Source organism: Pseudoalteromonas obscura (assembly GCF_030135505.1).
Lineage (GTDB): Bacteria > Pseudomonadota > Gammaproteobacteria > Enterobacterales > Alteromonadaceae > Pseudoalteromonas > Pseudoalteromonas obscura.
Genome location: NZ_JASJUT010000011.1, coordinates 216847 through 238270 on the forward strand (window position 1 = coordinate 216847; position 21424 = coordinate 238270).

The 21424-nt window shown below is 43.4% G+C and carries 22 protein-coding genes and 1 pseudogene; 15 read left to right on the forward strand and 8 right to left on the reverse strand.

The genetic code is table 11. The features are described from left to right. Positions 1-152: 152 nt before the first annotated feature. Complete coding sequence (locus tag QNM18_RS21480) at positions 153-371, forward strand: YgjV family protein (RefSeq protein ID WP_023397384.1); 219 nt, start codon at positions 153-155, stop codon at positions 369-371. On the opposite strand, the gene QNM18_RS21485 is transcribed toward QNM18_RS21480, so the two are convergent. Both QNM18_RS21485 and QNM18_RS21490 read right to left on the reverse strand, forming a co-directional pair. Next, complete coding sequence (locus QNM18_RS21485; protein ID WP_284138393.1) at positions 368-2011, reverse strand: amidohydrolase; 1644 nt, start codon at positions 2009-2011, stop codon at positions 368-370. The two genes, QNM18_RS21480 and QNM18_RS21485, sit on opposite strands and share 4 nt — an antisense overlap. Positions 2012-2141: 130 nt before the next feature. Continuing rightward, on the reverse strand, positions 2142-2351 hold the full coding sequence (locus tag QNM18_RS21490) for a hypothetical protein (protein WP_211011961.1): 210 nt from the start codon (positions 2349-2351) through the stop codon (positions 2142-2144). A 193-nt stretch (positions 2352-2544) separates the two neighbouring features. On the opposite strand from QNM18_RS21490, the gene proB reads away from it, so the two are divergent. The 4 genes from proB (at position 2545) to gltX (ending at position 6738) form a co-directional block, all read left to right on the forward strand. Then, entirely contained in the window at positions 2545-3663 is a 1119-nt protein-coding gene (gene proB / locus QNM18_RS21495) for a glutamate 5-kinase (RefSeq protein ID WP_284138394.1), read from the forward strand. A 48-nt stretch (positions 3664-3711) separates the two neighbouring features. Next, the gene (locus QNM18_RS21500; RefSeq protein WP_284138395.1) at positions 3712-4665 is read left to right on the forward strand and encodes a GGDEF domain-containing protein; all 954 of its coding nucleotides are present in this window, start codon (positions 3712-3714) and stop codon (positions 4663-4665) included. Between the two features lie 126 nt (positions 4666-4791). Continuing rightward, on the forward strand, positions 4792-5157 hold the full coding sequence (locus tag QNM18_RS21505; protein ID WP_023397389.1) for a glutaredoxin family protein: 366 nt from the start codon (positions 4792-4794) through the stop codon (positions 5155-5157). 93 nt (positions 5158-5250) lie between these two features. After that, a complete protein-coding gene (gltX, locus tag QNM18_RS21510; RefSeq protein ID WP_284138396.1) occupies positions 5251-6738 on the forward strand; it encodes a glutamate--tRNA ligase in 1488 nt (495 codons plus the stop codon). Between the two features lie 23 nt (positions 6739-6761). Here gltX and QNM18_RS21515 read toward each other — a convergent pair whose 3' ends face one another. From QNM18_RS21515 to QNM18_RS21525, 3 genes are all read right to left on the reverse strand, one after another. Further along, entirely contained in the window at positions 6762-7208 is a 447-nt protein-coding gene (locus tag QNM18_RS21515) for a MarR family winged helix-turn-helix transcriptional regulator (RefSeq protein ID WP_284138397.1), read from the reverse strand. Then, positions 7208-7687, reverse strand: a complete 480-nt coding sequence (locus QNM18_RS21520) for a glutathione peroxidase (protein ID WP_211011966.1) — start codon at positions 7685-7687, stop codon at positions 7208-7210. The genes QNM18_RS21515 and QNM18_RS21520 overlap by 1 nt, the downstream gene beginning before the upstream one ends. 74 nt (positions 7688-7761) lie before the next feature. After that, a complete protein-coding gene (locus tag QNM18_RS21525; RefSeq protein ID WP_284138398.1) occupies positions 7762-8625 on the reverse strand; it encodes a LysR family transcriptional regulator in 864 nt (287 codons plus the stop codon). Between the two features lie 151 nt (positions 8626-8776). On the opposite strand from QNM18_RS21525, the gene QNM18_RS21530 reads away from it, so the two are divergent. The 3 genes from QNM18_RS21530 (at position 8777) to QNM18_RS21540 (ending at position 11629) form a co-directional block, all read left to right on the forward strand. Beyond that, positions 8777-9931: an iron-containing alcohol dehydrogenase gene (locus QNM18_RS21530; RefSeq protein WP_284138399.1), complete on the forward strand. Its 1155-nt coding sequence runs from the start codon at positions 8777-8779 to the stop codon at positions 9929-9931. A gap of 170 nt (positions 9932-10101) precedes the next feature. Then, positions 10102-10740: a cytochrome b/b6 domain-containing protein gene (locus tag QNM18_RS21535; protein ID WP_284138400.1), complete on the forward strand. Its 639-nt coding sequence runs from the start codon at positions 10102-10104 to the stop codon at positions 10738-10740. 193 nt (positions 10741-10933) lie between these two features. Continuing rightward, the gene (locus QNM18_RS21540; RefSeq protein ID WP_211011970.1) at positions 10934-11629 is read left to right on the forward strand and encodes a DUF3581 family protein; all 696 of its coding nucleotides are present in this window, start codon (positions 10934-10936) and stop codon (positions 11627-11629) included. Between the two features lie 14 nt (positions 11630-11643). On the opposite strand, the gene argE is transcribed toward QNM18_RS21540, so the two are convergent. Next, entirely contained in the window at positions 11644-12822 is a 1179-nt protein-coding gene (gene argE, locus QNM18_RS21545) for an acetylornithine deacetylase (protein WP_211011971.1), read from the reverse strand. A gap of 168 nt (positions 12823-12990) precedes the next feature. Between argE and argC the strand changes: the two genes are divergently transcribed. The 7 genes and pseudogenes from argC to QNM18_RS21580 all read left to right on the forward strand — a co-directional run bounded on the left by argC (position 12991) and on the right by QNM18_RS21580 (position 19534). After that, positions 12991-13998 (forward strand): N-acetyl-gamma-glutamyl-phosphate reductase, encoded by a 1008-nt coding sequence (gene argC / locus QNM18_RS21550; RefSeq protein WP_211011972.1) that lies wholly within the window; start codon positions 12991-12993, stop codon positions 13996-13998. Continuing rightward, positions 13995-14783, forward strand: coding sequence for an acetylglutamate kinase (gene argB / locus QNM18_RS21555; protein WP_211011973.1), 789 nt, complete (start codon positions 13995-13997; stop codon positions 14781-14783). Before argC ends, argB begins: the two co-directional genes overlap by 4 nt. Positions 14784-14791: 8 nt before the next feature. Then, positions 14792-15709 carry an ornithine carbamoyltransferase gene (locus QNM18_RS21560; RefSeq protein WP_211011974.1) on the forward strand — a complete coding sequence of 306 codons (918 nt, stop codon included), beginning with the start codon at positions 14792-14794 and terminating at the stop codon, positions 15707-15709. A gap of 13 nt (positions 15710-15722) precedes the next feature. Beyond that, entirely contained in the window at positions 15723-16934 is a 1212-nt protein-coding gene (locus tag QNM18_RS21565) for an argininosuccinate synthase (protein WP_284138401.1), read from the forward strand. Positions 16935-16958: 24 nt separating this feature from the next. Then, positions 16959-18323, forward strand: a pseudogene (gene argH / locus QNM18_RS21570) (argininosuccinate lyase); the annotation flags it as partial. A gap of 529 nt (positions 18324-18852) precedes the next feature. Further along, entirely contained in the window at positions 18853-19029 is a 177-nt protein-coding gene (locus QNM18_RS21575; protein WP_211011977.1) for a hypothetical protein, read from the forward strand. A gap of 46 nt (positions 19030-19075) precedes the next feature. Continuing rightward, positions 19076-19534: a hypothetical protein gene (locus QNM18_RS21580; RefSeq protein WP_211011978.1), complete on the forward strand. Its 459-nt coding sequence runs from the start codon at positions 19076-19078 to the stop codon at positions 19532-19534. Between the two features lie 46 nt (positions 19535-19580). Here QNM18_RS21580 and QNM18_RS21585 read toward each other — a convergent pair whose 3' ends face one another. Both QNM18_RS21585 and coaD read right to left on the reverse strand, forming a co-directional pair. Beyond that, positions 19581-20936 (reverse strand): capsule assembly Wzi family protein, encoded by a 1356-nt coding sequence (locus tag QNM18_RS21585; RefSeq protein ID WP_284138402.1) that lies wholly within the window; start codon positions 20934-20936, stop codon positions 19581-19583. After that, positions 20933-21415 (reverse strand): pantetheine-phosphate adenylyltransferase, encoded by a 483-nt coding sequence (gene coaD, locus QNM18_RS21590; protein ID WP_211011980.1) that lies wholly within the window; start codon positions 21413-21415, stop codon positions 20933-20935. Before coaD ends, QNM18_RS21585 begins: the two co-directional genes overlap by 4 nt. Positions 21416-21424 lie beyond the last annotated feature (9 nt).

Below are 21424 nucleotides of genomic sequence, written 5' to 3' on the forward strand. Positions count from 1 at the left end.
TTCACAATGCGACTGATTAACTGAGCAATAGTGCAGAGAATCTAAGCGTAATTTGGGCTCTAGAAGCGCTATATGATCTGCTATTATCCTTAAAAAGTGACTTGAATATCGTTTTAATTGTCAATGCTAACCCAACTGAGAGGAGAGAACAAATGACTTGGGAATATTTAGGCTATCTGGCCTCAGTCTTTTTGGTGGTTTCTCTTATGATGACCAATGTTACTAAATTGCGTTGGTTTAATTTAGCAGGCTGTATCTGTTTTACTATATATGGCGCAATGATAAGTGCGTGGCCAGTGGTATTGACCAATGGTTTGCTTGCACTGGTCAATATTTATCACCTTTTTAAACTGGTCAGATCTAAGGACTAGTTACGTTTGTACTTGGGTTTGCCCGCAATCCAAGTTTGTTGCACTTGTATATTGTGCAACTGTGCCTCTTCTACTTGGAAATAATCGCGATCAATTAGAATAAAGTCTGCCCATTTGCCATGCTCTAAGCTACCTATTTTGAACTCTTGAAAGGCCGCGTATGCAGCATCTAAAGTAAAAGCAGTGAGTGCTTGCTCTCTGCTCAACTTCTCAGTATTGCGCCATCCACCTTTTGGTTTTTGCGCTTTATCCATTCTTGTTATCGCTGCGTATAGGCCGTCAAATGGATTGGCCAATTCAACAGGGAAATCAGATCCAGCAGCGACCTTAATACCGTGTTTTAGAAACGTTTGCCATGCATAAGCACCAGTCAGTTGGGACTCTCTTAAGCGCTGTTGCGCCATATGCATATCTGAAGTTGCGTGAACAGGTTGCATTGATGGGATTATTTTCAAGCTTTTAAATCTAGGAATATCATCTGTATCGACAATTTGCGCATGCTCTACACGGTTGCGAAGTAACTTACCACCTGTTTCCTTGAACACAGTTTGATAGCTGTCTAAAACAATGCGATTAGCTCGATCGCCAATGGCATGGGTGTGTGCGCTAAAACCGTGCTTAACACTGAGGCGTATAAGTGCTTCGAGTGCAGGCTGCTGTTCGAGCATCAGTCCCCTGTGTCCAGGCCTATCTTTATAATCTTTCAAGAGGGCTGCACCTCTGCTGCCAAGTGCACCATCAGCATATATTTTGACACTGCGTATCGTGAGGTAGTCTGTTTGTTCTTTTACAATACCGGATTTGAGCATGTTTTTGAGATTGGGATCAGACGCGCTTAACATGGCGTAAACTCTTAGTGGCATAGACTGCTGAGCAGATCTGTTTTTATACAGACGCCAAGTTGCTTCATCAATTCCTGCATCATGCACGGAAGTGATCCCTAAACTGAGGAGGTGGCTAGCCGCTTTATCAAGCGCATTGTTCAGCTGGGTTGATGTTCGTTCAGGCACATGGTTCAAGATCAGTGGCTCTGCTTTGTCTATAAATAGGCCACTGGGGGCGCCATCGGCTAAACGCAAGATCTCACCTCCTTCTGGTGTTGTGACATCATTGGATATATTGGCTAATGCCATGGCTTTGGAGTTAACCCAAATAGCGTGACCATCGACACGAGTAAGTACCACGGGTCTGTCTGAAACGTATTTATCAAGATCTTGTGCTGTTGGGAACTGACTAGGGGTCCATTTTGTTTGGTCCCAGCCCCGTCCTATTATCCAGCCAGTTGGGTTATTTTTGGCATATTGTTTTAGACGTTGACCCACTTCAGACACAGATTTTGTATGTCTTAAGTCAAGTCTGGAGAGGTTTTCACCCAAGCCAATAACATGACCATGTGCGTCTATCAAGCCCGGCAACATAGTAAGCCCTTGACCGTCAATAACCGTTGATTGTGGGTATTGTTTTAGCGTGTCTGCATTGCCTGTTTTAACGACCTTACCATCTTTGATCACTAAAGTAGAAAACTGTGCAATTTCCCCGGAACGTGTCGGTGTATACCCTTTGACATTATGAACGACTGTAAAATGTGCATGGCTGACATAACTTGCCAAGCACAAACAGAGCAAAAATAATCTTTTCACGATATCGCCTTTTTGTTGTTATTTTTCCAAATAATATAAATGTATTATTTGTAAGTGTATATCAAGCTTTGGAATTTATTATTTTGGCATGCTTCAAGCCAATACCTTGATCTGGGACTAACGAGAGACGTTATTCGTCTTTATCTGCTTTAACTGCCAGTTTAATCGCAATGATCACAATCGCAAACATTAAAAATGGTAAGGCAGCGAGGCTGTACTCGGCCCAAGGAGTGTCTTGATAGCTTGGTTGTAATATAAAGTGCCCGCCTATACACAGCCCGATACTGATAAAAAGTAATGGCAGCATGATCAATTCTTTTTTGTAGTTTGACTTTTTCATGTTTACCTCCAATTTTGAGTATACACACTTTGGTGGCTGTTAGGATTGACATCGATCAGAAGAACTCGGCTCAGTAAATATCAAGTCCCTCCACACCTTGAAATAATCTATATTTGTTTGCTTGCTTTGTATCCAATTAATGTAGCCCATGATATAAAAATAGCCATGTATTGGATTTGTGGAAGTAAAATAGATGGCTAGTCGCAAAGTGGTTGTGGTTAAGCTTGGAACTAGCGTGCTAACTGCTGGTGGAACATTGTTGAATAAGCCTCGCTTGGTCGAGCTGGCTAGTCAGTGTGTAGAGCTACGCTCTGCTGGTTGGCAAGTAATATTGGTGTCGAGTGGTGCCGTTGCTGCCGGGCGTGCAGCTTTGGGTAAGGAAATAGGAAGTTCTATAGCTGAAAAGCAAATGCTGGCTGCCATTGGCCAAGGGCAGTTAATTCATTTATGGCAAAGTTTATTTTCAATCTATGACGTTTCGGTAGCACAGCTGTTATTGACCAGAGCTGATGTGGAGAACAGAGCCCGTTATCTCAATGCCAGAGATACGCTAAATCAGCTTCTGAGTCATGATGTTGTGCCAATTATAAATGAGAATGATGCGGTTGCGACGTCTGAGATAAAAGTAGGCGACAATGACAATTTATCCGCGATGGTCGCAATTTTAGCAAATGCCGATAGGTTACTGCTATTGACAGATCAGTCAGGTTTATTTACCGCCGATCCTAGGCAAAACCCAGACGCGCGTCTGATTGAAACGGTTGATGAAATTGATGAGGATATCATTGCTCTTGCGGGTGGTTCTGGTACGGCTTTAGGTACTGGTGGTATGGCAACCAAGTTGCAGGCGGCTCAAATTGCGCAAAGGGCTGGTATTGAAACGGTGATCGCAAAAGGGAGTGAGTCCAATGTGATCGTAAACATTCAATCGGGGCAGGCTAAAAGTACTAAGTTTATTCGTTTTGATGCGCCGTTGGATGGACGAAAAAAGTGGCTGCTATCGGGCCCGAGATGTAACGGTGCTCTGATCTGTGATGATGGCGCTGTCGACGCCGTAAGCACACAGGGAGCCAGCTTGCTAGCCAAAGGTATCACGGATGTAAGTGGACAATTCTCCAGAGGGGATTTAATCGAACTCAAAAGCTTACAAGGTAAAGTGATTGCCAAGGGGTTAGTGGCATTTGATCATCACGAGCTACAACAAATCAAAGGATTGCACAGTGCTCAAATCAGTGAGGTACTCGGTTATCAAACTGCAAACGTGGTTATTCACAGAGACGACCTTGTCGTATTGGAGCACGTTGCAACCTAACTAAGAGGGGCTAAGCTATACAATGTGAGGGGATTGGGAGGCTTAAGTGTGGATATATCGCCATGCGGACATGATTTTGCGATTAGCTTACTGCAAATGCGCAGTGAAAATGATCTTTATAAACGCGTCCAACAAATCCTGGCCGAACTACTTCCCAATATTCCTATGGCAATGTATTTGGCGCCAAGTTTATCTGAGAAAGAACGTCTTAAGCTGCTGACGTTATCGTCAGCAGTTTCTCCCCCTGACCTAGAATATTTGCTTGCAAGAGCAGAAACCCTAAAGCACCAACATATATTGCGTGGAGAAAACCACCTGTGTATTGTGCTGAGGAATAACAAGGCTGTCATGGGGTTACTGTGGATTGGAGAGAAGCTGCCGACAGCGCGAAGTCACCTAATTGCACACTTGATAAACGTGTTTTATCACCAGTTAAATACCCTAGCATTGAGCCGTATTGATCCCCTCACTCAACTGCTCAACCGCCAGACCTTTGATGATAAAGTCATCGAAATCACAACTGGGGAGGGGTTTGTGATTGAGCGTGAGCAACAAGGTGTGCGAAAGTGGTATTTGGCACTGTTTGATATTGATCATTTTAAAATAGTCAATGACGATTTTGGTCATGTAATAGGTGATGAAGTTTTATTGTTAGTTGCACAGCAACTTAAGGATAACTTTCGAGCGGAAGACTTTGTCTTTCGATATGGGGGGGAAGAGTTTGCAGTGCTATTCCAGTCACATGATAGAGCCGAAGCTAAGTCATTGCTCGATCGTGTTCGCAAGGTCATCGCTAATTTTAACTTTCCACAGGTACAGCGCTTGACGATTAGCATTGGTTATACTGTGTTGGAGGAGATAGCTCAGGTTTCTGAGCTGGTTCATGAAGCCGACTTAGCTTTGTACCATGCCAAGAAACATGGCCGAGATCAGGTGGTCGACTTTGAAGAGTTAGGCATAGCAGGTCAAGCTAAAGCGGACACTGATATCGAACTCTTTTAATCTGTTTTGACGATAATATTATCGTGCTTTTGAGCGTATAAATAGCCAGCGTTTTTTGGGAACTTTTGCGCGTATGTTGTGCAACAATGTGATATTCTAGCCGGAAATTTGATTGGGAGAATATTCATGAAACTGATCCGTTGGTTGCTTGGTCGTCTTATCTTGCTATTTGATTTTATCTTTACACCAAGAAGCAAAAAGCGCTCAACTCAAGCGCAACAACAACTGGACAATATTACGCAAAACCTCAAACTCTATCAGTTTAAGGCTTGTCCGTTTTGTGTCAAAGTCAGACGCGCGGCAAAACGAGAGGGGCTGAAGCTTGAAACTCGTGATGCAAAGGACAATACAACTTATCGTCAAGAGCTGCTGGAGCAAGGTGGTAAAGTTAAAGTACCGTGCTTAAGAATTGAAGAACAAGGTCAGGTGACGTGGCTCTATGAATCAAGTGATATTGTGAGCTATTTACAGCGATTAGAGCAACCAGCTTAATATTCGGTTCTTTATGCTGGCTATTTTCCCTGTATTGAGGCTGTGCTAGCATTCCACTTATTATTTTAAAGTAACAAATTTAAGAGATTTATCATGACAATCCGTACACGTGTTGCGCCTTCTCCAACGGGTGATCCGCATTTAGGTACTGCATATATTGCCTTGTTTAACTACTGTTTTGCCAAGCAGCAGGGCGGTGAGTTTGTACTTCGAATTGAAGACACCGATCAGGTTAGAAGCACCCCAGAGTCAGAGCAAGCTATTATGGATAGCTTACGTTGGTTGGGTCTTAATTGGGATCATGGTCCGGACGTGGGCGGCGAGTTTGGTCCTTATCGTCAATCTGAGCGCACTGAGTTATATCAAAAATTTGCGCATCAGTTGGTAGAAGAAGGCAAAGCATTTTATTGCTTTGCAACAGCGGAAGAGCTTGACCAAATGCGCGAAGAGCAAATGGCTGAAGGCCTTCGCCCTAAATATGATGGTCGTGGTTTGCGTTTGAGCAAAGAAGAGATCCAGGCCAATTTGGATGCTGGTAAACCCTATGTGATCCGGATGACGATCCCGGAAGAAGGCACATTTAAGTTTAACGATTACCTACGTGGCGAAATTGAAATCCCGTGGGAAAATGTCGATATGCAAGTGTTATTAAAGGCTGATGGTTTCCCAACTTATTTTATGGCGAACGTGGTTGATGATCACCATATGCAGATCAGTCATATTTTCCGCGGTGAAGAGTGGATCAACTCTGCGCCTAAGTTATTAAAGCTGTATCAAGATCTGGGCTGGGAAGCGCCAGTACTTGGTCATTTGCCACTGCTTCGTAACCCAGATAAATCTAAGCTTTCTAAGCGTAAAAACCCAACCTCAATCAATTATTATAAAGAAATGGGCTTCCTACCTGAGGCTGTGCTCAACTATCTTGGTCGTATGGGTTGGTCAATGCCTGATGAGCGTGAAAAGTTTACCTTGGCAGAGATGATCGAGCACTTCGATATGAAACGTGTTTCACTTGGTGGGCCTGTTTTTGATGTAGATAAACTAAGCTGGTTGAATGGCTTGTGGATCCGCGAAAATTTGAGCGATGAAGAGCTGATCCAACGTTTTGTCGATTGGAAGTTTAATGCGCAAACACTGGCTCGAGTATTACCAGAAGCAAAAGCGCGTATAAATACGCTGTCAGATCTGGTTGACCTTGCAGGCCATTTTGTCGGTGGCATTCCTGATTACGATCCTACATTACTGACTGCGGGTAAAGCAGATGATGCGGTGATCACACAAGCACTGCAGTTCTTTATTTGGGAGCTTGAGAAGCTGCGTAGTTGGAATAAATCGGAAATTTTTGCAATTGCAAAAAGTGTCGCAACTTTCCATGAGTTGAAGATTAAAGAGTTTTTAGAGCCGATTTTTGTGGCGATCACAGGTAAAACCTCTTCAACATCAGTAGTTGATGCGATGGAGGTGCTTGGATCTGACCTTTCTCGTGCACGTCTACGTGTGGCACTTAACCACGTCGGTGTGTCTAAGAAACTGGCTAAAAAGCTAGAAAAGGCTTATAGAGAGTACCCAACTATCGGTTAACCGACAACGCATGGCAAGTGGGCTTACTTGCCATGCGGTTCTTGAAGTTGTATCAATTGATCTAATAGTTGTTTAAGCTCAAGGATTTTTTCCAACGACATATCGGTTTGCTTGAGCATTTGTGATGGAATGCAAGCACACTGAGTTTCTAGGCTTTTTCCCTTTTCTGTCAGATATACATAACATTGTCTTTCGTCTTCAGTGTCTCGCTCACGCTTCAGCAAGTTGCCTTGTTCTAAACGCTTTAACAGCGGTGTGAGTGTATTACTTTTAAGCTGTGCGCGTTTACCAATTTCTTTGACAAGAAGTCCATCTTGTTGCCATAAAATCAGCAACACAATGTATTGTGGGTAAGTTAATTCATACTTTTTTAATATAGGTTGATAAAGCCTTGTCACGTGTCTAGATGCTGCGTATAGACTGAAGCAAAGCTGGTTATCCAAGTTGAGTTCAGGAAACTTATCACTCATCAGCTGCTCTGTAATGCCTGTATAATATCCGCTTTAATTTTCTCTGGTTTTGTCGTCGGTGCATAACGTTTAAGTGGTTGCCCGTCTTTACCGATAAGGAATTTGGTAAAGTTCCATTTGATGTTATTGGTCAATAGCCCAGGCAGCGCTGTTTTTAAATATTGATAGATTGGATGTGCACGCTCACCGTTGACGTCAATCTTTTCCATCATCGTAAAGTCTACGCCATAGTTTATTAGGCAGCCTTGTTGGATATCTGATGCATTGCCTGGCTCTTGCTGTCCAAATTGATTGCAGGGAAAGCCAATAACTTCCAACCCGTCACTATGTAATTCTTGGTGAAGTTGCTGCAAGCCTTCATATTGTGGGGTTAAACCGCATTTGCTGGCAGTATTCACGACAAGAACAACTTTCCCTTTGAGGTTAGAAAAAGCATATGGTTTGCCTTGCAGTGTATTTGCTGTGAACTCGTAAAACATATTTGGTCTCTTATGATTTAATCGTGTGCGATTTAAATGTTAGAGCAAATTCATTGGACGTGCAAGATTAAAAATTAACTTACGTATTTAAGCAAGAAGTCAATTAGCAGCCTAACCCGCAGGGGCATAAGGTCCTTTCTCGGATAAACCAGCCAAGTCGCATTGTCCGTAACTTGATGGTCATCCAATAGTGAAATTAGCTCACCACTGGCAATACTGTGTTCAGCGATATCTTGAGCAAGGTGAGCGATGCCGAGGCCGGACTTGCAGGCATGTAGGATTGCTTGAGGGTTATTACTACGCCAACTTCCGGCAACTTTAACTTCATCGATCCCATTGTCGCCTAGAAAGCGCCAGCGATTTGAGATAGCAATTAAACAGTTGTGTTGGGATAAGTCCCGCGGTTTTTCCAGTGGTGGGGCATCATTTAGGTACTCAGGGCTGGCTAATAGCTTCATATAGCGCGTGCTGAGCTTTCTCGCAATCAGACGTGAATCTTGTAGGCGACCAAAGCGAATGGCTAAGTCAAAACCATCTTCTACCAAATCGACGTTTCGGGCATTAAAATCAATATGTACACGCACCTCGGGGTATAGCTTGCAAAACTTGGCAATAACGGGTGCTACGCGGTTAGCCATAAAGTCTCCGGCACCGGTTATTTTAATGGGCCCTTTGGGAGTATGTTGAACGCCTTGCAGTTCGTTGTTGGCATCGAGTAACTCCTGTTGGATCACTTTTAACTTATTGGCATATGCGAGCCCTTCTTCAGTGAGCTTAATACTGCGTGTCGTTCTTTGTAATAACACTGTACCCAAACGAGTTTCCAGTTGTTGGATTTGGCGGCTAACATGTGATGTCGATACATCAAGTGCGCTGGCAGCCTTGCTAAAACTACTATGCTCTACGACTGCTAAAAATATATCCAAGCCCTGCCACATTTTTAATTCTACCTGTGCAAATATCTATCGCTATATTAATTGATTATTGCTGCTGTGCAAAAGTGTATTGCGTTATGAATAATGATTTTCTGCGTTGTAGTTATTAGACTGTGTGCGAATTAACAAACCGACCGTCATTGCAGGAGCATGCATGCTGAACTTTAATTTTTACAATCCAACAGAGATTTTTTTTGGCGAAGGCCAGATAAGTCAAGTGGCTAACGCAATACCAAACAATGCCAAAGTATTAGTTGTTTACGGTGGCGGAAGTATTCATAAAAACGGTATTTACGATCAAGTAAGTGATGCCTTAAGTGGCTTTAGCTGGGAAGAGTTTGCCGGCATAGAACCTAATCCGACATACCAAACATGCATGCAAGCTGTGGCAAAAATTAAGGCTGAAGGGTTTAACTTTATTCTCGCTGTCGGTGGCGGCTCAGTAATTGACGGCAGCAAGTTTATTGCAGCTGCTGCTGAGTTTAGTGGTGAACCTTGGGATATTTTGAGCAAGGGGGGTGAAGTGGAATCAGCGTTGCCAATAGGTGTGGTGTTAACACTGCCTGCGACGGGATCTGAATCGAATAGTTTCAGCGTTGTATCAAATAGTGAGACTCAAGATAAACTTCCGTTTGCCTCAGCTTATGTTCAACCTAAGTTTGCAGTGCTTGACCCACATGTGATGAAAACATTACCTCAGCGTCAACTGACCAATGGTGTGGTCGATGCATTTGTCCACACCATGGAGCAGTATCTAACATACCCAGTTGATGCAAAAGTGCAAGATCGTTTCGCAGAAGGGCTACTGATGACGTTGATGGAAGAAGGCCCAAAGCTGTTATCTGACGAGGTCGATTATAAAGTGCGTGCTAATGTGATGTGGTCAGCGACTATGGCATTAAACGGCCTAATAGGCGCGGGCGTACCACAGGATTGGTCAACACATATGATTGGACACGAAATCACTGCCGTATATGGTTTAGATCACGCCCAAACACTTGCTGTGATATTACCGAGAATGATGTTTGCACAGCAAGAATCAAAACGAGCCAAATTACTACAATATGCAGAGCGTGTTTTAGGTCTAGATATTTCAGATGAAGAGCAAGCGATAGCATCTGCTATTGAGCTAACGGAACAATTCTTCCATTGCGTTAATATGAAGACCCGGCTGAGTGACTACGGTGTGGGTGAAGAAGCTGTTGAAGTTATTACCAGCCAACTTGAGCGCCATGGGATGACAGCCCTTGGTGAACAGCAAGCCGTAACACTGGATAAGAGCCGTCAGATTATAGCGGCTAGTTTATAATATAGTCAGCTCATATGCGGGCCATATCAGTTGGCCCGTATTTTTTTGACATCTAACTGCCTCATTATTGTCTTGTCACAATAATTTTGCGCTTTATAACGCAAAAGCATCGTTTTTGATTTATTCCTCAGGTAACCTCTGCTGTCTCACAATCAATAATAGGGGCATTTATGATCAAAGTGTGGGATGGGTTTATTCGCGGTTTTCACTGGTTGTTAGTGATCGGAATTGCGGTTTTATATGTGTCAGGTGACGAGGGGTGGCTTGATCTCCACTTTGTCACGGGTTACTTATTATTGGCTCTTATGGTGACAAGAATTATCTGGGGAGTGATCGGCAGTGATACTGCAAAACTCAGCGCACTGTGTCATCACCCTAGAGCGATATTAAGCGCGCTCAAAAGTAAAGCCCCCCATGTTGGCCACAATCCAGCTGGAAGTTTGATGGTATTGTTTTTCTTTGTGGTTATTTTTGTACAGCTGGTTTCAGGCTTACTAACTTCAGACGATATTCTAATGGATGGGCCGCTGGTGCAATATGTTAGCTATGACTGGGTAGAGCTGGCAGGAAATATTCATCAAACCAATATCGATATATTATTGCTGGGTATTGCTATCCACATCATCGCCATTGCTCTTTATCGTTTTAAAGGAGTTAAACTGTTACGCACTCTATTGACGGGAAAAATGGCAGCATCTGAACACTCACCAAAATTAAAAAATGGGATGTGGGGCTATATTATTTTTGCTGTGCTTGCTGTTGCTCTTATCGTTTTTTGGGGCCTAGAGTCGCTTGGTGCCATTCTGTAGTTTTTAGGCTGTTATACGTCTACGTAACTATTGTTGCACTTTGCGGTCAATTCACGGGTCAACTCGAATCAGGTGCAGTACCATTTCTGCAAGGTTTGGGTTGAAAGTTAATGTATATTATCCAGTGATATGACCTCTCTGTGCTTATTTTCTGCTAATATAGCGCGATTTTCATGCAAGAAAGAAGTTAACTATGCTTACACCTTACTATCAACAAGAAACCAATAAACTCGTGATCAGCCGTGAACAAGGTAGCCAATTTGCCAAGCAAGTGGCAGATGACTTTAACCCTTTGCACGATATAGACGCAAAAAAGTTCTGTGTTCCTGGTGATTTACTATTTTCATTGGTACTTGATAAGTACGGTGTGAGTGAAAATATGCACTTTACATTTGCCGGAATGGTAGACGAAACCTCTGAGTTAGAGTTTCCTGAGGGCAGTGATGCGTTTGATATTATTTCTAATGAAAAAACCATGCTTTCCGTAAAGCGTTCAGGCCAAAATAAACAATGTGCTCAATTGGTCGAGAGTTTAATCAAGAACTATGTGGCTTTTTCTGGTAAGGCATTCCCACATGTCATCATTCCTTTAATGGGTCAACAAGAGGTAATGATAAACCCGGCACGTCCTATGGTTATCTATGAGTCTATGTCTATCCACTTAGATACACTAGATATTGAAGAAGTGACACTAGAAGCAGCTGATCCTGAGTTTAGCTATGAAGGTAAGCGTGGGAAAATCATTTTACGTTTTGAACTACTAAGCAATGGCGAGAAAGTCGGCTTTGGTGAAAAGCACATGCTAGTTTCTGGTATCAAAGAGTATTGTCAGCAGGCAATAGATGACCTTATCGATTACTACAATGAGCGTAAAGTAACGTTAAAATAAGAAAAAGCCAGCTACTAGCTGGCTTCTTCTTTATTGAAGCAACATGTTTGGATCAAATTCAAAATGATCTCTTGGCTCGGTTTGATCTTGTCCATTGCTAAATGCTCGTCAGGCTGGTGGGCTTGTGCAATGGAGCCGGGGCCCATCACTATAGTTTCACATCCCAGTTGCTGCAAAAAGGGCGCTTCCGTACAGTAATTGACAGCAATAGCTTTTTGTTTTGAGAGCTTCTCTGCTAGTTTTACTAGTCCCGAGTCCGTTCTACCGCTAAATGCGGGAATTGGATCATGAAGATCAATGACATCTACGCTGCCCGGATATTGTTCGTTAATGGGTTTGAGCGCTGTAAGTAACATCTGCTCTAATTCAACAATACTGAGTCCAGGCAGCGGGCGAATGTCAATGTGCAATTCACAGCAGCCACAAATTCGATTGGCGTTGTCCCCACCATGGATGTGGCCTAGGTTTAGAGTTGGGTGTGGTACAGCAAAATGCTCAACTGAATATTTATTCTTTAATTCTTCTTTTAATTGCAACACTTGTGTAATCACTTGCTGCATAATTTCAATGGCATTCAATCCTCTTTCTGGATCTGAGCTATGGCCAGATCGCCCGGTAATGCGGATTGCACTGCTCATATGTCCTTTGTGTGTAAATACCGGCACCATATCGGTTGGTTCTCCGATGACGCAATACTTCGGTTTTAGAGAAGCGTGCTGTGCAACTTGTTGGGCGCCCGCCATTGTGGTTTCTTCATCTGCTGTGGCAAGGATCATCAATGGGGTGCTTTGTTGGCTGTGCTCTAACTGGCGAATAGCATTAAGTACAAATGCGAAAAACCCCTTCATATCAATACTTCCAAGGCCAAATAGCTTGTTATCTTTTTCTGTTAATTCAAAAGGGTCTGAGTTCCATCGAGTATCATCGAAAGGTACTGTGTCGGTGTGGCCTGCCAGCATCAAACCGCCTTCAGTTAAATTTTTATCTAGCGGCTCTCGCCTTGCTAGCAAATTGAATTTGCCGGGAGAATGGGTTAATTCCGTGATCTCCACCTCAAAGTCCAGTTCACGGCACCAGTTGGCTAGCTCGTCTATAACGGCTTTATTGCTGAGATCTAAAGACCTATCGATGGCACTAACCGATGGATTGGCGATCAGCTTTTTATACATATCGAGAAAATTGGGCAGAGACATAATACTCCAAAATATTTATTCAAAGATGTTGCATAAAAATTTATATGTGTTTAGTATGAATATCAATTCATTTTTAAAGAATAATTATCTTAGGGGTGGGCGATGCGAAGAACATTTCATCTATAGCAAGTTTGACTCCCCAATCAATCAACTACAAAAGAGTTATCGATGTTAAATGTTTCTATTATCGGCGCCAGTGGATATAGTGGTGCAGAATTAGCCAAATTACTAGCAAATCATCCTGAATTTAATTTGATTGGCTGCTATGTTTCAGAGCAAAGCTTAGACAAAGGTAAATTGCTCAGCGACCTTTATCCAGAGCATACTGGACTATTGAATATAGAATTGGCTCCATTGACAGAACAAGCTTTTGTGCAGATTGCGGCACAATCTGAGTATGTGTGTTTGTGCACTGACCACAAGGTGAGTGTTTCTCTTGCTCCCAAACTGCTCGATCTAGGCCTTAAAGTTTTCGATTTATCGGGAGGGTTTCGTTTAGCGGATGCGTCCCAATACCAACAGTTTTATGGCTTTGAGCACCCACATCAACCCTTACTAGATGAAGCTCAATATGGTTTGGCTGAATGGAACACGCATGCGATTAAAGATGCACAGCTGATTGCCGTAGCAGGATGTTATCCTACCGCGGCGCTGAACGCACTAAAACCACTCAAAAATGCTGGTTTATTAACTGATTCGCAAATTATCATCAATGCAGTTTCAGGTGTAACTGGGGCAGGAAGAAAGGCATCCTTGACCACGCATTTTTGCGAAGTGTCTCTCTCGCCCTATGGGTTATTCAATCATCGGCACGGCCCTGAAATTTCGCAGTATTTGGGGCACCCAGTTTTATTTACCCCCCATTTAGGCAATTTTTCAAGGGGGATCCTCGAAACTATTTATGTTCAGTTAAAAGAGGGTACCACGCCACACGACGTCGAAGCCGCTTACCAGTGTGTTGCGGATGAGCCTTTGATCAGACTCAAAGGAGACAAACTGCCATCTATTAAAGGTGTTGCAAACTCGCCTTATGTTGACATTGGCTGGCAGCAGCAAGATCAACAGTTGATTGTGGTTGTGGCAATTGACAACCTTCTTAAGGGGGCTGCAGGCCAGGCACTTCAATGTATGAATATTGCCAGTGAGTTTACACCGACTTTGGGGTTAAAAGGATGAACGAATTAGCTAAGAAAACCTGGGTTATTAAAGTTGGTGGCGCGGTGTTAAATACAGAGCAAGCCGCGCTATCTTTATTCCAAGTACTGTGTGAATTGAGTCAAGAGCAAGACAAGCAATTTGTAGTTGTTCACGGAGGAGGGGCTTTAGTCGACCGCTGGCTAGAAGATGCGGGTTTTGCTACAGCAAAACACCAAGGACTGCGGATCAGCCCTAAAGAGCAGCTGCCATACATTGTTGGCGCATTGGCCGGGTGTGCAAATAAACAGTTGATGTCTCAGGCCATTGTTGCTGGCTTACAGCCGGTTGGAACATGTTTATACGAAGCCGGATTTTTAGCCAAACAAAAACTTAAAGCTTTAGGTCAGGTTGGTACCTGTGTCGCTAAGGAAGGGCTTGGCTTGCTAGATAGCCTTTTGGCATTAGGCCGGACCCCTCTAGTTAGCTCTGTAGGGATTGGCCAAGACGGTGGACTTTACAACATAAATGCAGATGAAGCCGCAGCCGAAATCGCTCAAACGATTGGCGCAGAGTTGGTTTTTATGACCGATGTCGAAGCGGTTTTAGATGCACAAAAACAACCTTTGCACTCGTTAAATGCTGAGCAAATAAATGAACTGATCCAACAGAAGGTTATTGTGGGCGGGATGGAGGTCAAAGTTAAGACCAGTCTTCACGCTGCCCAACACTTACGACGTGGCGTTTATATCTCAAGCTGGCAAAAGCCAGAAAACTTAATCGCCTTATTACAAGGTGAGCATGTCGGAACACAAATTTTACCTTAGGATAAAACATGAATCAGTCATTCATTACGGGCTTAGAACTCGATAAAAGTAAGCTTTTAAACCTTCTTAATCTTGCCCATCAAATAAAAGCACAACCGCAGGACTTTGCGCAGGCATTGGCAGGTCAATCCATTGTTACTTTGTTTGAGAAGCCAAGCCTACGAACTCGCTTATCATTTGATATTGGCATTAATAAGCTGGGTGGTCATGCCGTTTACTTAGATCAGCAAAATGGAGCGATGGGAAGCCGCGAGTCCGTCAAAGATTTTGCATTGAACATTTCGACGTGGGCTGACGGTATTGTCGCTCGCGTAAATCAACACAGCACGCTCTCAACCTTGGCTGAATATGCTGAGGTACCTGTGGTAAACAGTTTGTGCGACCTTTATCACCCATGTCAGGCTTTAGCAGATTTTATGACGTTGCAAGAAGTATATGGAGACGTCAGTGGCCTTAAGCTAGCGTATTTGGGAGAGGGCAACAATGTGACACACTCCTTAATGTTATTGGCCGCAAACTTAGGAACAGATTTTGTTGCGGTATGTCCTAAAGGCCACTCCCCGGATGCACAAATCGTTAAACAGGCCGAGCAAATGGCTGCTGTTAACGGAGCGAGTATTTTGATCAGCGACCGAGTGGAAGCGGCAGCAGGCGCCAATGTGTTGTACACGGATACTTGGGTTTCGATGGGGAGTAATGTATCTCTTGAACAAGCAAAAGATACATTTATGCCATACCAAATTAATACACAGCTGCTAGAACAGACAGGTGCACAAACTGTGTTGCATTGCCAACCTGCACATAGAGAGTATGAAATTACCTCCGAGGTTATGGATGGCAAAAACGCAAAAATTATTCAACAAGCTGAGAACCGGATGCACGCCCAGAATGCGCTACTGGTGACTTTGTTAAACAAACAATATTAGAAAGGTAATGAAAATGAGTGAAGTAAAGAAGGTCGTACTGGCGTATTCTGGCGGTTTGGATACGTCTGCAATCGTGCCCTGGTTAAAAGAAAACTACGGCTGCGAAGTGGTCGCCTTCGTCGCCGACGTCGGTCAAGGTGAAGAAGAGCTTGCCGGTGTAGAGGAAAAAGCCATAGCTTCGGGTGCCAGTGAATGTCATATCGTTGATTTAAAAGAAGAGTTGGTAAGTGATTACATTTATCCAACGCTCCAAACTGGTGCGATCTATGAAGGCACGTACCTGTTGGGAACTTCGATGGCACGTCCCATTATTGCAAAAGCACAGGTTGAGGTTGCGCGCAAAGTCGGTGCAGATGCCTTGTCGCATGGGTGCACGGGAAAAGGGAATGACCAAGTACGATTTGAGTCATGCTTTGCGGCGTTGGCACCGGATCTGAAAGTAATCGCGCCTTGGCGTGAATGGAGCCTATCAAGTCGTGAGTCATTACTCGACTACCTTGCACAAAGAGATATTCCGTGTACAGCTTCGGCAACTAAAATCTACAGCCGTGATGCTAATATTTGGCATATTTCTCACGAAGGCGGAGAGCTTGAAGATCCTTGGAATCAACCAAGTGATCAGGTTTGGACGTGGACATCTTCTCCTGAGCAAGCGCCAGACTCGCCAGAGTTTGTGTCTGTTTTGGTTGAGCAGGGACAAGTTGTGGCAATTAACGGCGAGAAATACAGCCCCTATCAATGCTTGGTGGCGTTGAATAAAATTGCGGCAAAGCATGGTGTTGGCCGGGTGGATATTGTTGAAAACCGGCTTGTAGGAATGAAGTCTCGTGGCTGCTATGAAACTCCGGGAGGCACAGTGATTATGGCTGCACTGCAAGCGATTGATGAATTGGTGCTAGATAAATCGAGCCGTAAATGGAAGGAGACTTATGCCAGTGAGTTTTCTCATCTTGTTTACGATGGCCGTTGGTTTACACCACTAAAAGATTCTATTTTGGCAGCGGCGAAAGCCTTGGCTGAATGCGCAACTGGCGAAGTGGTATTGAAGCTGTATAAAGGACAAGTAGTTGCTGTACAGAAGCAGTCGATCAATAGCTTGTATAGCGAAGATTTTGCAACCTTTGGTGAAGATGATGTTTATGATCAATCACATGCGGAAGGTTTTATTCGTCTGTTTTCACTTTCAAGCCGGATTGCGGCATTGAATAAGCAAAATCAGTCCTAATTCGCGCACGAGGAGTTAAATATTATGGCATTATGGGGTGGGCGCTTTTCAACAGGGCCTGATCAAGCTTTTAAGCAATTTAATGATTCATTGCCGTTTGATTATCAGTTGGTTGAGCAAGATATCGTCGGCTCAATTGCTTGGGCGGGTGCTTTAAAACAAGTAGAAGTTTTGTCCAGTGATGAGTATGAGCAATTGGTCGCAGGGCTAAATGCACTATTGGATGAGTCTTTAGAAAACATGGCTTCGATTGCAAGTAGTGGCTTTGAAGACATTCACTCTTTTGTTGAAGCAAAACTCATTGAAAAGGTGGGAGAGCTTGGCAAAAAGCTACATACGGGTCGCAGTCGAAATGATCAAGTCGCAACCGATTTTCGCCTGTGGTCTCGTCAAACTGCTGAGCAGATCGTAACTGCGCTACAGTCACTCCAAGGTGCATTGGTAGAGTTAGCGCAGCGAGAGCTTGGCACTATTTTACCTGGTTACACACATTTGCAGCGAGCACAGCCTGTGTTGTTTAGTCATTGGTGTATGGCATACGTAGAAATGTTGAGCAGAGACATTTCGCGGTTGAGTGATGCCATTGATCGCTTAAACGAATGTCCTTTGGGGTCTGGCGCACTTGCAGGCACCGCTTACCCTATAGACAGGGAGGAGCTGGCACAGCAGCTTGGTTTTCAGCGCGCTACTCGAAACAGCTTAGATGCTGTATCGGATAGAGATTTTGTAGTAGAGCTATTAAGTTGCGCGTCAATATCTATGATGCATTTATCTCGTCTGGCTGAGGATATGATTTTTTACAACAGTGGTGAGTCTGGGTTTATAGAGCTGGCGGACAACGTCACGTCTGGTTCTTCTTTAATGCCACAGAAGAAAAACCCAGATGCCTTGGAGTTGATCCGGGGTAAGACTGGCCGTGTGTTTGGTGCATTCAGCGCGATGATGATGACTTTGAAAGCGCTGCCTTTGGCATATAACAAAGATATGCAAGAAGACAAAGAAGGATTGTTTGATGCACTGCCCACATGGATTGCTTGTATCCATATGGCTGAGTCATGTATTCGCGGTGTAAAAGTGAATGCTGATGCCACGCTTAAAGCTGCACAGGGTGGACATGCAAATGCCACCGAACTTGCTGACTACTTGGTGGCCAAAGGGATCCCATTTCGAGAGGGACACCATATTGTCGGCCAGCTAGTACAAGTCGCAATTGCGCAACAGAAGTGTCTAGAGGAACTTTCAATTGCTGAGTTTCAATCAGTTTGCCCGCAAATTGATGATGATGTATATCCACGGCTAGAAATTGCCGCCTGTATTGCCGCTAGGCAGGCGCTAGGCGGCACATCATTGCCTCAAGTCCGCACTGCGATCGAGCAGTTCAAGTCGCAGGGCTAAACTTTTCAAAATCTTCTATTGTAGTGAGGTTAGGTGACTGCCTCACTCATCTCTCAGAATGTACCTTTCATAACCTAAATATCATTATTGATATATTTCAATTATTTCATTATTAAAAATTATTTAGATCTTAACCCAATTTATTTTTATTTAAAAAGTGGCGAGAGGTGTAAGATCATTACGCTAATTCAATAGGTAACCTTCATCTTTGCATCGAGCTTTTTTTCATATATTTGGGTAGTGAAACTTTTATAACTTGATACTTTATATCGGGTTATAAATTGGCATCTACAATACGGGGTCTCGTGAAAATGACAAAAAGCAATAGTAGACAAGCTTGAGTGCAATGACAGAGCAAAAAATTTAAATTGTGCAATTGTTAATCATTTGGTCTTTTTGGTAAAATATTTGTGTTTATTTTGAGGGTTTTGGCTTGGTTGTTGCTTATTTATAGCTGCAAATAGTTTTGGCTGTGGAAATTATTGTGTAAGCCGAAATGAATATATTTATTAAAGGGAAAACAATGGCTAATTTAAATATCAAAAATCTTGATTCATCGAAAAGTGCTGGTAAAACAAAGACGCTTTCTGTTAATGTGATTAAATCTTTAGCAAGCTTGAAGGCAATATCTGGTGGACGTGCTAGTGGTAATTATCCCAAAAAGCGCTTTCCAACTATCATCGTAGATAATGGCATTTGATTACTTCGGATTAAGTATAGGAGCCCTCGTAATTTGGGGCTTTTTTATGGCCAGTTTACTCCATGTATCTTTTTACATACTGGCTGTTAATAAAAATGTGCAGGCTTTGGCATGTGCGTCCATTCTTGCTGCATCATACAGTCTCAGCGATTTAACGACGTCTGTTAACTTTGAGTCGATCGATTTTGCGATCTACTTTGTCTATGACATAGTTACGCTGGCTATTGTCATAATGTCTAGGCATTTCTTTTACAAGTATGATCCAAGGCAGCCATGCTACATTTATTGCTCTCTCGGTTTAACCATTAACGCAATGTTATTTCTTGCGATGTTTATTGACTCCCATTTGCTTGGTACCGACGAGCCTTGGGCACTTTGGTATTTTTATTCATCTATGGTCAATATCGTCGACTTGGTGATGGTGGGGGCGCTGATCCTCAATAGAGATTTTCTGGGCTTACAGCTGATTTCTCGCAGAGTGTTTAATATTAAAACCTCATCGTAAAGAAGAGGCTGCTATCCTTGAGCGTCATAGCAGCCTATTGTCATTGTTAGTACTGAAACTCCCAGCTTAATCCGAGCGCATGATGCGTATCGCTCTGTTGGTCTGTTTTATCCTCCCACATAGTGATACTTGCCTTAAATAACCCTTGTGCTAAAGCGTGTTGAAAGCCAAACTCGACCAGTGACCGTTCGGTGTTAATTGCTTCGAAGTCAGTAAGCTTGATTTTACCGTAGCCGCCAGCGCCTTCAATTTGAAAGTAATCAAACGCCACAGTCAAACTTTTAGCTTGAGGGCCGATGGCAGCGCCAAGCCAAAGATCATATTCTTTGTAGTCTGAGCCTTTGCCCAATTGTTGAAAGTTACATTGAAAGCTCGCCGATTGAGCTAAACAATCTGTGGAGGTATCACTGTATTCGACATAGCCTTTGATACGATAATCTTCTTTGGACCAAAAGCTTTCTATACCAGCACTAAACAGTGCCTCATCTGGCAAAACGCCATTGTCATTGTTCCCACTGTATTCACCGTAAATTGCAAAAGGTTGCCCGCCAAGAACTGAAGAGTACTTGAAGTCAACGCTGGTGATTCGCTGCTTTTTAAGCTCAGAGCTGGTATCCAAGTGAGTAAACAAAAAATCACTGCCGGTTGTTGCAAAGCCCAGCTCAAGGCCCTTTATGGGAGTCGCAGAAAAGCGCGCGCCCCAAAAGTCGCCCTCTTTGTCGGCTGGTTTGTGTTTTGCTGCAATGGCAGTGATTTGCCAAGGTCCGATAAAGGATAGAAATTGTGGTCCACTATAATTGGTGTTTGCTCTACTTAAGCGTACCGCCTTCATTGGCGGAGCGTTGTTTGACAGCAGCAAGGCTGTTTCATTGCCTGGGCCCCACCAATAATCTAATCGCTCAGCACTTAAAGACCAGTCACCAAGAAGCACTGCAAGGTGGCTACCATGGTGATTGACATGCTTTCCATCAAGTGACTCGTCAGCGTAATTTACCTGCACTCGTGCACTGACATTATTGCTGGTAATTTCTCCAAAAGTAGTGACGCCAGACTTTTCTCTGCTGTTTTCGCCCATACCAGTGTCAGTGTTTGGCTTTTCTCGGAAATGCATCTTTACGCCAGAGTGTGCTTTATTTTTAGCGTGTTGAAGTGCGTGGCGAAGATGAGAAACTGCAAAGGCATTTTCTGTGCTAAGAGTAGCTGAATCGATTTGTTTTAGGTCATGTGCAATGCCTTGCCATAACAACGGATATTGATTGACTGGACGATTGATTAGACCATGGCTAACGAGCAAGTCTATTGAGTGTTTAAGGGCGCTGTCTTCAGCTGATATCCAAGGGCCTGCGTGGCTATTTAGTGACAACGTGCATAAACTAATAGCACTGAGGTACCTTAATTTCATTGATGTAATTTCTCCATAAGTGCTCTAGCGACAATTGGGTCTACAAATTCACTGACATCACCGTGGTGAAGTGCCACTTCTTTGACTAGCGTTGATGAAATAAAAGAGTTTCGCTCTGAAGGGGTAAGAAACACGCTCTCTAGCTGTGGGTATAACCTGCGATTCATATTGGCAAGCTGAAACTCGTAGTCAAAGTCTGACACTGCACGGATCCCCCTGATCAAGACGTTCGCATTTTGTGCTTTAGCTAAGTCCACAAGTAAACCCGAAAAGCCAATCACTCTGACATTGGGTATATCGCCAAGTACCTGTTGTGCTAGATCAACCCGTTCTTCCAATGTAAAACAAGGTTTTTTTGTTGGGTTATGGGCGATAGCGAGTATAACTGTATCAAACATGTTTGCGGCGCGTTTGATAAGATCAGCGTGTCCATTAGTTAAAGGGTCAAATGTACCAGGGTAGAGGGCTATGACTTTCATGGGATTATT